A 15,422-nucleotide genomic window follows, 5' to 3' on the forward strand; every position below is an offset into this window, starting at 1 on the left:
GTTCGTTTTCAAAGGAGAGCTTGTTGGGCTTACAGCCGGGATCGGCACACTCAAAATTATGGCATGGGCAAAATTAAAAACCGCCGTCATTGTGGGCACGGCGATACTGCTGGCTGCCGGAACAACAACTCTGGTCGTGGATTGGATCAAGCACCCTGAGCTGACATATCAGGGAAAAAGCATTGGTTACTGGCTGGACCAGTTACATTCTGGGAATGCTCAGGCACAATTTCAGGCACACCTTTCCCTTCTGGAAATCGGGGAACCGGCCGTTCCTTATCTGTTGAGGGATTTCACCACCAAAGATACGAGTTCGAGGCAGCTTTATAGGAAATGGTATCCCAAGATGCCGTCGTCCCTGATGAAGCGTCTGCCACCACCAGTGAATATTCGGCGATTCCGTATCGATGCATCCGGGGTGTTGAGAGAAATGGGCCCAGCGGCAGATCCGGCAGTGCCTGAATACATCAAAGCGCTCAAAGACCCCGATCGGGCAATCCGAGAGACGGCAGGTTTTGCGTTGGAATTTATCATGCCGGATGATGAAGAGACCATTGTTGCTTTGGTTGAAGCGCTCAAAAAAGAGCCCGACCTCGAAATGGTGAGAATGGGACTTCATAGCATTATCTTTGAGCGCGACAAGCGCACAGCATCGGCAGTACCGGGACTGACGGAGATTTTAGAAAACGAACTTCAGAAAGGATTGCTGGATTATGAGACCGTGCGAAAGATTATAACCTGGCTCCAACATCTGGAAGCAAAAGCACAGCCAGCAGTTCCAGTTCTGAAGGAAGTGGTTCATGCGCAAAACAGCACTTTCCGGTTTGCCGCGCTGGAAGCCTTGGTAAAAATTGACAAACAATCAGTAAGCGCTGACGAGATTGTCCAGATTCTCTCCAGAGGGCTGAAGGATTCCAATCCCAGCATGCGTAACCAGTCCCTCAGAGAATGCACATGGGCCCAGAAGGAATTTCCAAAAGGAGCAGAAACGCTGAAACCGCTCATCGAGGAATTGACTCATGATCAAAACAAAGGTGTCGATGAAACGGCTGCGATGGTTTTGTGCAATTTCCCCCCGGTGAGCGATGATGTGGTGGCATCACTAAAGGAGTTGCTTCAATCCCGCGATACCAACACCCGCATCAGCGTGGCAACGGCACTCGGCAAACTGAATCGTCATACTGAAGAAGCCATTTCAACACTTACCGCCATGGCACGCGAGACAGCAAATACCAACATGAGAACCCGAATTTCGGCTGCAATGGCGCTATGGAAGCTGAACGGTAATGCGGATGAGGCCCTTGCACTGGCCCTGCCGGGGTTGCACGACAAGGATATCTATGGCACTCGCCAAACTGCCTTCGTCACGCTCGGCGAACTGGGACCTGCCGCCACACCTGCAATTCCCGAACTCACCAATCTCCTGAACACAGGAGAAGGTAATGACCCACTCCACGCAGCGGATGCCTTGTGGAAAATCAATCATGAGGTGAAGGCTACTTTGCCTGTTGTTATAAAATCATTGGGTGACCGGTTCAGCTGGAGTAAGTCAACCGCGGTTCGGCTTATCTCAGAAATGGGGATGGAAGCCAAATCGGCGGTGCCTGCGTTGCAACGAATGATAGAAGATTCGCGAACGAGCATCACTGTGCATGATCAGGCGATTGCTGCGCTGGAGAAACTGGATCCCGAAGCTTTGGCTCGCACCATGGAGAAATTGGAGAAGAAAAAACAGAAAGAAGGAAGGCTACGTTAATGACATACCAGCTCAGACACGTATGGCAGAGGCGATGAAGTCAGCATTCGCTGATGAGAAAGTTAAAGGAGTTGGTTTGCAGATGAATTTTTTTTGAGCGGCGCGCGTCAAGTCATCGGAAAATGTCGCAGAAGGCATTCTCCATTGATTTGAATTTATGATGTATTTTCGTCGTTGTGCGGTCTTCGTGGCTACTTTTACGTTTACAGTCGCCGCACTGGCCAAGCCGCTGGCGGAGCATGTTTTTATCATCAGCATCGATGGAGGAAAACCCGCCGCGATTGAAGAAAGCCAGATGCCGGTTTTGCAAAAGGCGGTTGCGGAAGGAGCGCATACGTGGGTGGCCAACACAATTTTTCCCAGCAAAACGCTGCCTTCACACACCTCAATGCTCACGGGTGTGGGGCCGGACAAGCATCATATCCTCTGGAATGATTGGGAGCCGAAACAAGGATTGGTGCACGTCACAACGATATTTTCTGAGGCGAAGAAGGCAGGACTTTCAACAGCGATGTTCGTGGGCAAGGAGAAGTTCCGCCATCTGCTTTTGCCCGAAACGGTGGATGAATTTGATTACAACAAGGCGGAATCAGGCGTGGTTATGAAGAGCACCACGGGTGAGTCCAAACTGGAGAAGGAAGGGACAGTCTTCGCGGAAACCGTGGCCAGGGATGCTGCGGCCTATATTGTGAAAAAGAAGCCGAGCCTTTGCTTCATCCACTTTTCAGATCCCGACGTGGTTGGCCATCAATATGGTTGGGAATCGCCCGAACAAATCAAATCATTAGCCACTGTCGATGCCGCGCTGGGCGAAATCTTCAAGGCAATTCGCAAGGCGGGAATCGCGGACCAGAGCGTGGTTATTGTCAGCGCAGATCATGGCGGCCACAAGCGGGCTCACGGGACCAACATGCCTGATGACATGCACATTCCGTGGATTGTCTGGGGTAAAGGGGTGAAGAAGGGAATGACGATCGAGACGCCAGTATCCACCTGCGACACGGCGGCCACGGCGCTTTGGTTGTTGGATGTGCCGCGTCCGGAATCGCTGGATGGGAAACCGGTGACGAGTGCGTTTCAGTTTTAACGAATTGTCTGTTGCAGAGAAGCAGCCAGGGGGTTTGGTTGCAGAAGTGAAAAAATGGACGCTCTTGCTTGTACCTCATCGCAAGCCGGTTTGGAAACCGGCGCTCCGCAGATTATAATTCCACTGCTTTTGCGAAAGATATTCAGCTCAGCCACGCCCACGCCCTTCCCGATTGGTCCGACCGCCTTCGTGCTCATTTGAAGACCAAAACAGCGTCCGCGATTTGACTTTCTCCATACTCGTGGGCTAGCTTAACGGCGATTTCGTCGCTTGTCAGTTGATGAGCCGTGAGTGCGAGAATTCGGATTGGACCGGATAAGCAGCCGCCCCAATCTTGATTCAATCATGCCGCCTTGCCTGCATTCATTGAGGTAAACGGAGCAAAGTTTCAGGAGGTTCAGCAGTTTTGGGAAAGTGAATGCAGTGAGGCACTCAACTCACTGACGCTGAAAGGAGACCGACTTAAAACCAGGAGCCGTCAACCCGGCACCCTGCCCCGGTTGGTCCTATTCTTCTGACCGCCTGCACTCGCGCAGGCTTCCATGACCGAAAGATTCGACGGAATCAAAGGAGCATCACTAATGGACCCAATGGCTTTATCGTCGCACGAGTTCAAGGAGAGTTTTCCCTACAAATGAGCGCAAGCCCTTCGCTACGCGCCGTCCGCGTGCGCGCGAAGGCATTCCAGTGCGGACAAAACTGAAAATGAAAGGAACAAGGAGGACATGAAAACAATACAACATCACTGGACGCGCGGCCTTGGGATCGCCGCTCTGGCGCTTGCGTTTGTGGGGCTTGGAGTCTGCAATGCGCCAGCACAGGCAAAGAAACCCAACATTCTGTTTATCATGGGGGACGACGTCGGCTGGTTTAACATTGGTGCCTATCACCAGGGAATCATGTCTGGCAAAACCCCGAACCTCGACAAGTTAGCCTCCCAGGGAATGCGGTTCACCGACTACTACGCTGAAGCGAGTTGCACGGCGGGACGAGCCAACTTCATCACGGGCGAGATTCCGTTGCGCACGGGACTAACCACGGTGGGGCAGGCCGGTGCCGACGTTGGCATTCCGGATAAAGCCTGCACGCTGGCCACGGCGCTCAAGGCGCAGGGCTATGCCACCGGTCAGTTCGGCAAGAACCATCTCGGAGATCTGAACAAATATCTCCCGACACTGCACGGCTTCGATGAGTTCTTTGGTTACCTGTATCACCTTGATGCATTGTCGGATCCGTACTGGTACTCGTTCCCTGTTGACGAGGCCTACTACAACAAGTTTGGCCCGCGCAGTGTGGTGCATTGTTGGGCGACGGATCAGGATGACACCACTGAGATGCCGCGCTGGGGCAAAGTCGGCAAGCAGAAGGTCGTGGATGAAGGCCCTCTGCCTCCCTTCCCGGACATGTCCAACGTGCCCAATATGCACGACCTGCCGTTCCTGAAGGCGAAATACGATATGACGACCTTCGACGAAGTCCTGGTCAAGTCTTCCATCGACTTCATGGACAAGGCCAAGAAAGACGGCAAGCCATTCTTCGTATGGCACAACTCCACGCGCATGCACGTCTGGACGTTCCTCGCCAAAAAATACAGCGCGATGCAGAACAGCAAGTCGAACTTTGGTCTTGAGGAAGCTGGCATGGCTCAGTTGGACGATAACGTCGGAGCGCTGCTCAAACACCTGGACGACATGGGTGAGGCCGACAACACCATCGTGGTATTCACCACCGACAACGGGGCGGAAGTGTTCACCTGGCCTGATGGCGGCATGACACCGTTCAAGGCCACCAAAGGCACCGTCGGCGAAGGCGGTTTCCGTGTGCCATGCATCGCACGCTGGCCGGGCCACATCAAGCCGGGCACGGTCGAGAACGGAATCTTTTCCGGTCTCGATTGGTTCCCGACCTTGTGCGCCGCGGCGGGCAATACCGACATCACTGACCAGTTGTTGAAAGGTGTGAAGTTCGGCGACCGCGAGTACAAGAACCACCTTGATGGTTACAACCAAATGGCTTTGCTTGAAGACAAAGGGCCGTCCGCGCGCCACGAACTCTTCTACTTTGGTGGGCCTCATCTGGGTGCCGTTCGCCTGGATGACTTCAAGTTCCAGTTTTATCAGCAGCCTTGGGGCTGGCCGGGCGAAAAAGTCACGACCGACATGCCGACATTGGTCAACATCCGCCAGGATCCATTTGAGCGAACGCCGTCAACTCGCGGCCAGTCCCTTAACGACCTTGGCGGCGGCTATATGAATGACTTCTTTGCCCGAGAGTTCTGGCGCTTCGTCCTAGTCCAGCAGGAAGTCGCAAAACTGGCGAAAACAGCCATCGATTACCCGCCGATGCAGGACCCGGCATCATTCAACCTCGACGCTGTGAAGAAGAAGATTGATGCGGCAATGAAAGAGCATGAAGGACAGTGAGCACCGATCACGGTAATTGGGCGTGCGGCTTGGAAGGGCCGTACGCATTCCTCACTAATTTAAATAACCTACAAATCCAATCATTGAAATAGAACCGGAGGCGAGCGTAAGGCTTTGGTTGTGCGTGAAGGCAGCCAGAGTCGAGATAAGTTGAAAATAAATAGGAATGAACAATGAAAACTAAACGAACTCACTGGATGTGCAGCTTTTGGGCTGCTCTCATGGCATTGACATTTGTGCTGCCCGGAGTTTCCGAGGCGCTGGCGCAGACCAAGAAACCCAACATTCTGTTCATCGTTTCCGATGACACGGGCTACGGCGACCTCGGCGCGTACGGGGGTGGCGAGGGGCGCGGTATGCCGACGCCTAACTTTGACCGGTTGGCGAAAGAGGGCATGCAGTTCTATTCATTCTACGCACAACCGAGTTGCACGCCGGGACGCGCCGCGATGATCACCGGTCGCATTCCCAACCGCAGTGGCATGACAACGGTAGCGTTTCAGGGCCAGGGCGGTGGCTTGCCAAAGGCGGAATGGACACTCGGGTCCGTGTTGAAGACTGCGGGTTACAAGACGTATTTCACCGGCAAATGGCACCTGGGTGAAGCGGACTATGCACTCCCGAATGCGCACGGTTACGACATGATGGAGCACTGTTTCCTCTATCACTGCAACGCCTACACCTATGGCGATCCGACGTGGTTCCCCGACATGGACCCGAAGCTGCGGGAAATGTTCGACAAAGTGACCAAGGGTTCGATGTCAGGCAACACAGGAGAAAAGGCCCATGAGGATTGGAAGGTCAATGGCCAGTACGTGGATACGCCGGAAAAGGGAGTCGTCGGCATTCCGTTTATGGACAAATACATTGAGCAGTCCGGATTGAAGTTCCTGGAGGACGCCGCGAAAAACACAAACCAGCCGTTTTTCATCAGCATCAACTTCATGAAGGTCCACCAGCCGAATCTGCCAGCCCCGGAGTTTGTTCATAAATCCATGTCGAAGAGCAAATATGCGGACTCAGTGGTGGAGTTGGATGCACGCATTGGGCACATAATGGACAAGCTGCGCGAGCTGGGTTTGGACAAGGATACACTGGTTTTCTACACAACTGACAATGGCGCGTGGCAGGATGTGTATCCAGATGCAGGTTACACTCCATTCCGTGGGACAAAGGGAACTGTGCGCGAGGGCGGGAACCGCGTTCCAGCCATTGCGGTGTGGCCGGGCAAGATCGCACCCGATTCAAAGAACCACGACATCGTGGGCGGTCTCGACTTGATGGCCACCTTCGCTGCTGTGGCTGGCGCCAAACTTCCCGAGAAGGATCTCGAAGGAAAACCCATGGTGTTTGACAGCTACGACATGACACCGTTGCTGTTGGGCAAGGGAAAGTGCGACCGCACGTCGTGGTTTTACTTTACCGAGGATGAACTCTCCCCCGGTGCCGCGCGTGTTAACAATTACAAAGCGGTGTTCAACCTGCGCGGGGATGACGGACAGCCGACGGGAGGACTCGCAGTAGATAGCAATCTCGGATGGAAAGGCCAGCAAAAATATGTCGCCACAGTGCCACAGGTTTTCGATCTCTGGGCAGACCCACAGGAACGTTATGACATCTTCATGAACAACTTCACGGAACGCACCTGGGTCATGATCACCATCAGTGATGAGATCAAAAAGCTGATGAAAACGTACGTTCAGTATCCTCCGCGCAAGGTGCAGAGCGAGAGCTACACGGGTCCGATCACGCTATCGGCATACCAGCGGTTCGAGTGGATCAGGGAGCAGGTCAAAAAGGAAGGCATCAACATTCCGCTGCCAACGGGCAACTAGTTCTCTCATCGAGACTTCGCAGCGTTCCGTCCGCGTGCGTGCGAAGACGCCTCGGTGCGGACAGAGATGAAATAAACAAGGAAGGAACAATGAAAACGAAACGACCTCACTGGAAGCGCAGCTTGGGGATTGCCATCATGGGATTGGCATTTGCGCTAACGAGTGACTGGCTGATTCCTACAGTTCATGCTCAGGAAAAGACTTCTGACTACACCTTCAAGGGAGGTTATCCAACTTCTGAAGCCGCGCAAAAGGCGCATGAGAATGCGGATTTTCAGCGGGCAGTGACGGCTTATCGGTTTTGGTATCCGACCGTTTCGTGCGAAAGTATTTTTAACGGAAATCGGGCCAACGGCTTCAAGGATAATGAAAGTTTCATCATCCTGTCGGCCGGGCCGCGTCAGGTGGGATTCACATTGAATTCGGATACGCCGTACGGGTCGGCTGCGATCGATTTGAAGGATGGTCCGATGGTTATCGAATTGCCTCCGGGCTCTTACATCGGACTGGTGAATGATCATAATCAAGGCTGGGTGATGGACATGGGGATACCGGGGCCGGACGCAGGCAAAGGAGGCAAGCATATCGTGCTGCCGCCCGGTTACGACGGAATAATACCGGATGAATATCATATTGGTCGCTCCAAGTCGCTTAAGAATCTGGTCGCCATTCGAGCATTGCCGGAAAAAGGGGACGTGCAAGGGGCGATGAATGCCTTGCGTGCCGTCAAAATCCATCCCTTCTCAGACGCTAATCCGCGTCCCATGGCAGCGGTCGATGTCACTGGAAAGTCCCTGGACGTTTCCTGTCTTAAATGGGAGGACAACATGCAGTTCTGGGAGGTTTTGCATAAAGTGATTAATTCAGAACCGCTGACCGAAGAGTTCCGACCGATGTATGGATTACTTTCGGCAATCGGCATCGAAAAGGGCAAGCCGTTTGCGCCGGATGCCAGGATGAAGGGCATTCTCGAACGCGCAGCCAAAGCCGGGCGGGATCAAATGCTCGTTGCTGCTTTCGCTTCTGCCCGACCGGATCGCATGACATGGCCAGACCGCAAGTGGGAATGGATTGGGCTTGTTCCCGGCAGCGCGCAATTCGAGACGCCCAGTGGCATGGATCTCGAAGCCCGCGACCGCTGGTTCGCCCAGGCGATTGTCACCTCGCCCGCAATGTTCCGCCGCAGCCCGGGAGCTGGTTCGCTCTACTGGCTGGGCCTGCGCGATAGCAGCGGGGCTTATCTTGATGGCGGTAAAAGTTATAAACTTACCGTTCCTCAACCGGTGCCCGCCAAACTCTTCTGGTCGGTAACAGTCTATGACGCACAGACGCGTTCCGAAGTTCAGACAGACCAGGACAAGGCTGCACTTCGTTCGATGTTTGAATTAAAGGATGTGGCAGGAACTGCGCCGGTGGACTTGTATTTTGGTCCTACGCCTCTCGCGGGTCAGAAAGGTAGATGGATCAAGACTGTTCCTGGAAGAGGCTGGTTCGCGTACTTCCGTATTTACGGACCGGAATCGCCCGCATTCGATGGTTCATGGAAGCCAGGTGATTTTGAAGTTCAGCTGAGCCAGCAATTGCAGCCTACCGGCGCGCCGACGGGAAGGCGCAAGGTTCCGCAATAGCCGTGGCAATCGTGATTTTCCATTTAACCGACATCAAGAGGAGAAACCTATGGACATTATTGAAAGGAAACGGAGTAGCTTTTTAAACCTGCTCCACTGGTGTATTGTAGTTGCAATCGTTGTCTTACCGGCCTGCATGGTAAATGATGCAGTCTCGCAGTCAATAAATCCACCGATGCCCACCACCGTTTTGTTCCAGAATGTGCGCATCTTTGATGGGAAGAGCGACACGTTGTCGGCGCCTTCCAATGTGCTGGTGCGCAGCAACAAGATTGCGAAGATTTCGACAGAGCCAATTCCGGTCGATCGGCGCGCGGATACGAAGATCATTGAAGGAGGCGGACGCACATTGATGCCGGGGCTGATCGACGCGCATTGGCATACGATGTTGGCGGCGACCCCGCTGCAAACGGTGACGACCGGAGATGTTGGCTATCTCAATCTGCTCGCCGGGAAGGAAGCCGGAGATACGTTGATGCGCGGATTCACCACTGTGCGGGATCTGGGTGGACCGTCCTTTGGGCTCAAACAGGCTATTGATGAAGGCGTTGTCGCGGGTCCGCGCATTTATCCGGCAGGTGCGATGATTACGGTCACCAGCGGGCACGGCGATTTTCGGCATTCCTTCGAAGTGCCGAGAACAATCGGCGCCCCACTCACACGGCAGGAGCAGCTTGGTGGCAGCATGGTTGCGGATAGTCCGGATGAGGTGAGGGTGCGGGTGCGCGAGCAGCTTCTGCTAGGGGCATCGGAGATCAAATTGACGGCGGGTGGTGGTGTGGCATCGCCGCATAGCCCGTTGGATGTGTCCACCTTTACCGAGCCGGAGTTGCGTGCGGCCGTGGAAGCTGCGGGAAACTGGGGCACATATGTGACGGTGCATGCATACACGTCCAATGCAATTCAAGGAGCGATCGCGGCGGGCGTAAAGTGCGTCGAGCATGGGCATCTCATGGATGAAGCGACCGCGAAGTTGATGGCGGATAAGGGCATCTGGCTGAGCACGCAACCATTCTCATTCGAAGAGGATTCGAACCCGTTTCCAGTCGGTTCAACACAATGGGCCAAAAAGATGGAAGTGGCCGCCGGCACGGACAAGGTATACGCGCTGGCGAAGAAGTACAAACTCAAGACGGCTTTTGGCACCGACATATTGTTCAATGCGAAGGCAGCGGCTGAACAAGGGGCGTTCCTGGCGAAAATGGTTCGTTGGTACTCGCCTGCTGAAGCGCTGAGGATGGCAACGTCCGTAAATGGTGAGTTGCTGCGCTTATCAGGGCCGCGCAATCCGTATCCTGGAACGCTGGGTGTGGTTGAGGAAGGGGCACTTGCCGATTTGTTATTGGTGGATGGTGATCCGGTTGCAGATATCAAGTTGATTGAAGATCCGGGGAAGAATTTTGTGGTGATTATGAAAGATGGGAAGGTTTATAAGAATACTCTGACGAAGTAATTGAAGTGTTGTGGATTCATGCCTTGGGTCTTATCGCGCGGAATGGGTGGATTGGTTGGCGTCGCGGTCCTCCCTCACCCACCCCTCTCAACAAAACCGAAGAAACCTCGTTTCGGATGCCTAATTGAGCCACCACTTTATTGTTATTATTTCATCGTAAGCGGGTTTGGAAACCGGCGCTCCGGGGGTGGCGGGTTTGCCAACAGGCGTACGCGGGGAATTGACGTGCTCGAAGTTTGATCCGGCTTACCCAGAATGCTACGTGAGAATTGATGCCCGGCGGCGGGATGGATCGCGGGGCGCGTTCGCGAGTGAAAGCCGTTCCGAATGGAGGCATAGAGTGATCACGAGAAGGCTATTTGACAACCCTGTGGCGGTGAGCGACATGGATAAAGCATCCCAATTCTCACTTGGGCGTGAAGCGGTATGAAAACCAACCTCATGAAGCTCGCGCTGACCGGGACGCTGGCACTGAGTGCGGTCGGAGTAGTTCAAGCACAATCAGATTCCAAATCATCGGGCAGCAATACTGATCAGCAAAATGGGTCGGCTGCAGCGCCTGCGGGGCTTCTGCCGGTTCCGGATTACTCGACTGATATCTGGACACGACAGTACCTGACTGGCGATTGGGGCGGTGCGCGCACGAACCTGGCCAACAAAGGCGTCCAGCTCGGGGTGGAATGGAATCAGTATGTCCAAAGCGTGGTTGATGGCGGGCGCGAACGCGCAACAGAATATGGCGGTAGCTTTGATTACAGGCTCAATCTAGACCTGATGCGCATGGGGGTATTGCCGGGAGCGTTGATTAAATTCCGAGCTGAATCGCGCTATGGTCGCTCGGTCAATGGTATTGCAGGGCCCATCCTGCCGGTCAACAGCGACGCTTTTTTTCCGAACACTGGCAAACTCGATCAGGATATAGCCCTCGCAATTACCGACCTCAACTACACCCAGTTCTTTTCTGAGCATCTGGGTTTGTTCGCAGGCAAGCTCGACATCCTTGATGCCGATCCTAATGAGTTCGCTTCGGGCCGCGGAACGAGCCAGTTCATGAACGCGAACTTTCTCTTCAACCCGGCGGTGACATTGCGGCTTCCTTACAGCTCGCTCGGTGCTGGCGTAGTGTGGATGCCAATTGTCCCCGGAACGAACGGCGGCGTCACCATCATTAGCATGGTCATAAACACAGCAGACTCGTCGACAACCACGGGCTTCAACGACTTTGGCAAGGGACAGACATGGATCACGGAGGCAGATTTTCAATATCCACTGGGACATCTTCCCGGCGGAATGAATGTCGGAGCCCTCTACTCCTTCAACCAGGATTTTCCCAAAATCAGAAGCCGACTGGTATTCCTGCCGGGGCAGGGGCTCGTTGTCCCCACACAGAACTACACATGGGCGGTCTTCTGTAGCGGATGGCAGTATCTTTATACAAAAGAATCGAGCTATAGGCCAGTTGACCTGCTCAATGGCGAGCCGGATCGCCAAGGCATTGGGCTTTTTTCACGTTTTGGCTTCGCTGACAAACAGACCAATCCTACTGAATGGGCCGTCAGTGTGGGCGTCGGCGGGCGCGGTATGATTCCAACACGCGATGATGATGCATTCGGCATCGGTTACTACTACAACAATATTCAGAAGCTTAGGCTTTCCGGCTTCCTGGGATTGAGAAACTCGGCTCAGGGATTTGAGTGCTTTTATAATGTCGCTGTCACACCGTCCTGCCACGCGACGTTAGACCTGCAGTTGGTGGAATCGGGGCAATCACGTGTGAACACGGCGACGATTCTTGGGTTGCGGGCGAGTGTTGATTTTTGAGTGGTGGTGGGAGGTGGGGATGGGGTGGAGAGAATGGTCGAAGAGTTTCGCGTGCCTTGGTTGAGCCACTGCGTTATTAGTACTACTTCATCGTAAGCCGTTCTGGAAACCGGCGTTCCAGGGGTGGCGGGTTAGCCAACAGGCGTGCGCGGGGAATTGGCGTGCTCGAAGTTTGATCCGGCTTACGGATGCTACGCGAGAATTGATGCCTGGCGGCGGGATGGGATCTCGGGGCGCGTACGCGAGTGGAGGCATTTGAAAGGGTTATCATCGCTGATTGTCCGTCGTTCGTGGTCAGTTCTCCGTTCTGTTTTTCTCTCTTTTACTTTGAGAGGACGTCAGAGACGCAAAGGAGGGTTTCAGGCCAGATACTCAACAAAGTCAAATTGAGGATGGAACTCATGGGACTAAAAGACGGGGCTGACGAGCGTTAACGGGAGATAAATTACCTTTTGGAATCGCGTTTATGACGCAGAGCTTTCATCAGTTCCGGAAGCGGGAGGGTGTTGATGACATCGGCCTTCGTGAGCCAGCCTTTGCGGGCGATGCCAGCGCCGAGACGGAGGAAGCCGGCGTTTTCGTTGCGATGGGCATCGCAGTTGATGACACATTTCACCCCTTTGGATTTGGCATATTGCCATAGGCGCCAATCCATGTCGAAACGATAGGGGTTGGCATTGAGTTCGATCCAGGTGCCGGTTTCGGCGCAGGCATCGATGATGGCTTGCTGATTGACCTTGTAGGGTTCCCGTTCGAGGAGCAGTCGCCCGGTGATGTGACCGAGCATGTGGACGTAGGGATTTTGCGCGGCGCGAATGAGACGATTAGTGTTGTCGGCTTCATTGCTGGAAAAACCAGCGTGGAGGCTGGCGACAACAACATCGAGTTCGGCGAGGAGATCGTCATCGAAGTCGACGCGGTCCTTCAAGATATCGACTTCAGAACCGGTGAGCAGGCGGAAGTCACTGCCCTGGTCAGCGAGGCTTTGGTTGATTTTTTTGACGGCTTTGATCTGTTCGCGCAGGCGGGCAGGTTCGAGGCCGTGAGCTTGAAAGGAAGATTTGGAGTGATCGGTGATGGCCCAGTAATCGCAGCCAAGTTCGATCATGTAATTGACGATATCTTCGAGGGTCGCGTGGCCATCGCTCCAGGTGGAGTGATTGTGGAGCGAGCCACGGAGTTCAGTCCACTCGAGGAGTCGCGGAAGCTTCCCCTGCTCTGCCGCGATGAATTCGCCGTGGTCTTCGCGCAATTCGGGCGGGATGTAGGCGAGGTCGAGCTTTTGAAAAATTTCCTCCTCGGTTTTGCACGGGACGAGGAGCTTCGAGTCGCGGGTTTCCTCCTTCGATTTAAAAAGGCCGTATTCGTTGAGGCGCAGGCCGCGCTGGATGGCACGCTGGCGCATGACGATATTGTGTTCCTTGCTGCCGGTGAAATAGGCGAGAGCGAAGGGATATTCGGCATCACTGACGACGCGGAGATCGGCTTGTATGCCACCGGTGATGATGACGGTGGCCTTGGTGTCACCTTTGGCGACCACATTGATGACGCCGGGTTGAGAGACAAAGAACTCGAGAATTTCGGAAGGTTTTTTGGAGGAGACCAGGAAATCGATATCACCGACGACCTCCTTGGAACGTCGCAAGCTACCTGCGCTACTGCAACGGATGACATCGGGATGACCACGGAGAGTATCAAGAATGGGTTCAGCGGCGGCGATGGCTTTGCTGAGATGATGGCGCGAGGCATAGGTGCGGCGGAAAGCGATGCCTTCGCAAATTTTGGTCTGGGTCTTCTCGCCAAATCCGGCGAGTTCCGCCACCTTGCCTGCCTGGCACGCGGCTTCGAGTTCGGCAACGGTTTTGATGCCGAGTTTATCGTGCAGAACTTTGACCTTCTTGGGACCGACGCCGGGAATTTGAAGCATCTCGAGCAGGCCGGGCGGAGTTTCGGCTTTGAGTTCGTCGTAGTAGGTCATGTGGCCGGTGGTGACGAGCTCGGTGATTTTCTTTTGGAGCGCTTCGCCGAAACCTTTGATGTCGCCGAGACGATTTTCAGCGACGATTTTTTCCAACGGTTCGTTGAGGGTTTCCAACGTGCGGGCGGCGTTGGCGTAGGCACGGGTTTTGAAGGGATTTTCGCCTTTCAATTCGAGCAGAATCCCAATCTCGATGAGAATCTCAGCCACTTGCTCTTTGTCCATGAGAGAAATATGGAGTTCGAAAGGGAAAGTTCAAAGCGGAAAGTTGCGGTGGAACCTGCGGGTCATTTTTGAAGTGCTGCGAGCGGCGAATCCAATTAAGTTAAGGTCATGACGCGAAAACAATTACCAATAGCGCTGACGATTGCGGGGTCCGACAGCGGCGGTGGCGCGGGAATTCAAGCAGATTTGAAAACGTTCGCCGCGTTGGGTGTGCATGGCACGAGCGCGATTACTTGCATCACGGCGCAAAATCCGAAGCGATTACTGGGGATCGAGGCCTGTTCGCCGGGGATTGTGCGCCAGCAGATGGAAGCGGTTTTTGAGGAACTGCCACCTGGAGCGGCGAAAACCGGGATGCTTTATTCCGAGGAAATTATCAAGAGCGTGGCAGGCTTTTTTAAGAGCAAACGCCAGACTCCGCTCGTGGTGGATCCGGTGATGATATCGACGAGTGGGAAAAGATTATTGAAACCGACAGCGATGCGGGCGTTGCAGGAAAAACTATTGCCGTTGGCGACTTTGGTGACGCCGAATTTGGACGAAGCCAATGTGCTGTTGGGAAAAGCGCCTGACAGCATCGAAGACATGCGTGGTGCAGCGCGGGAACTTCACAAGCGATTCGGCTGCGCGTGGTTGATGAAAGGCGGTCACTTAAAAGGAGCGAAAGAGGCGGCGGATGTTTTTTTTGATGGCAAGGAGGAGCTGCTGTTGACGTCACGCTTCGTAAAAGGAGTGAGCACTCATGGAACCGGTTGCACGTACTCTGCCGCAATCACGGCATATCTGGCTTTAGGCCTGGAGTTGAGTGAAGCGGTGACGATGGCGAAGCATTACATTAGTGAATCGATTGCAAAGAGTGACAGGGTGGCAAATCATTTTGTTCTGAATACCGTGTGGCGATAAGCTTGGACTCCCGGCGTTAAAATGGTGTAAGGCATTCAAAGCTAATAATTTATGCAGACAACCGCATTGTATCCACAATGTCAGCAAAAGGGTATTAACTGAATACATGAGCCAGTTAAAGACGTCTTATCAGTAGTTGTATAGAGTTGTATATGAAACCAAAACCATTGTTAACATTAGCTTTATGCGCCAGCGCTGCCGCATTGCTCGTTACGGGCTGCGTCACCCGCGAAGTGCATTACCAACAAGCGCCCGTCGTGGTGCAAGGAACACCACCTCCTCCCGCAACCGAAGTGATTGTCTCAGAACCTCC

Annotated in this window: 9 protein-coding genes; 8 read left to right on the forward strand and 1 reads right to left on the reverse strand. The window is 53.9% G+C overall.

From position 1 onward, the window contains the following. The first annotated feature begins 58 nt into the window (after positions 1–58). From CFLAV_RS05070 to CFLAV_RS05105, 7 genes are all read left to right on the forward strand, one after another. On the forward strand, positions 59–1,756 hold the full coding sequence (locus CFLAV_RS05070; protein WP_007413568.1) for a HEAT repeat domain-containing protein: 1,698 nt from the start codon (positions 59–61) through the stop codon (positions 1,754–1,756). A gap of 157 nt (positions 1,757–1,913) precedes the next feature. Next, the gene (locus CFLAV_RS05075; RefSeq protein ID WP_007413569.1) at positions 1,914–2,843 is read left to right on the forward strand and encodes an alkaline phosphatase family protein; all 930 of its coding nucleotides are present in this window, start codon (positions 1,914–1,916) and stop codon (positions 2,841–2,843) included. Positions 2,844–3,568: 725 nt separating this feature from the next. Continuing rightward, positions 3,569–5,266 (forward strand): arylsulfatase, encoded by a 1,698-nt coding sequence (locus CFLAV_RS05085; RefSeq protein ID WP_007413571.1) that lies wholly within the window; start codon positions 3,569–3,571, stop codon positions 5,264–5,266. A gap of 221 nt (positions 5,267–5,487) precedes the next feature. After that, a complete protein-coding gene (locus tag CFLAV_RS05090; RefSeq protein WP_283950762.1) occupies positions 5,488–7,101 on the forward strand; it encodes an arylsulfatase in 1,614 nt (537 codons plus the stop codon). An 89-nt stretch (positions 7,102–7,190) separates the two neighbouring features. Continuing rightward, positions 7,191–8,729: a DUF1254 domain-containing protein gene (locus CFLAV_RS05095; protein ID WP_007413573.1), complete on the forward strand. Its 1,539-nt coding sequence runs from the start codon at positions 7,191–7,193 to the stop codon at positions 8,727–8,729. A 136-nt stretch (positions 8,730–8,865) separates the two neighbouring features. Next, on the forward strand, positions 8,866–10,182 hold the full coding sequence (locus CFLAV_RS05100) for a metal-dependent hydrolase family protein (RefSeq protein WP_050785630.1): 1,317 nt from the start codon (positions 8,866–8,868) through the stop codon (positions 10,180–10,182). Positions 10,183–10,608: 426 nt separating this feature from the next. Next, on the forward strand, positions 10,609–12,003 hold the full coding sequence (locus tag CFLAV_RS05105; RefSeq protein ID WP_007413575.1) for a carbohydrate porin: 1,395 nt from the start codon (positions 10,609–10,611) through the stop codon (positions 12,001–12,003). 445 nt (positions 12,004–12,448) lie between these two features. Here the strand turns inward: CFLAV_RS05105 and polX are convergent, their stop codons facing one another. Continuing rightward, the gene (gene polX / locus CFLAV_RS05110) at positions 12,449–14,206 is read right to left on the reverse strand and encodes a DNA polymerase/3'-5' exonuclease PolX (RefSeq protein WP_007413576.1); all 1,758 of its coding nucleotides are present in this window, start codon (positions 14,204–14,206) and stop codon (positions 12,449–12,451) included. Positions 14,207–14,314: 108 nt separating this feature from the next. On the opposite strand from polX, the gene thiD reads away from it, so the two are divergent. Next, positions 14,315–15,109 carry a bifunctional hydroxymethylpyrimidine kinase/phosphomethylpyrimidine kinase gene (thiD, locus tag CFLAV_RS05115; protein ID WP_007413577.1) on the forward strand — a complete coding sequence of 265 codons (795 nt, stop codon included), beginning with the start codon at positions 14,315–14,317 and terminating at the stop codon, positions 15,107–15,109. Positions 15,110–15,422: the final 313 nt, after the last annotated feature.

Source organism: Pedosphaera parvula Ellin514 (genome assembly GCF_000172555.1).
Lineage (GTDB): Bacteria > Verrucomicrobiota > Verrucomicrobiia > Limisphaerales > Pedosphaeraceae > Pedosphaera.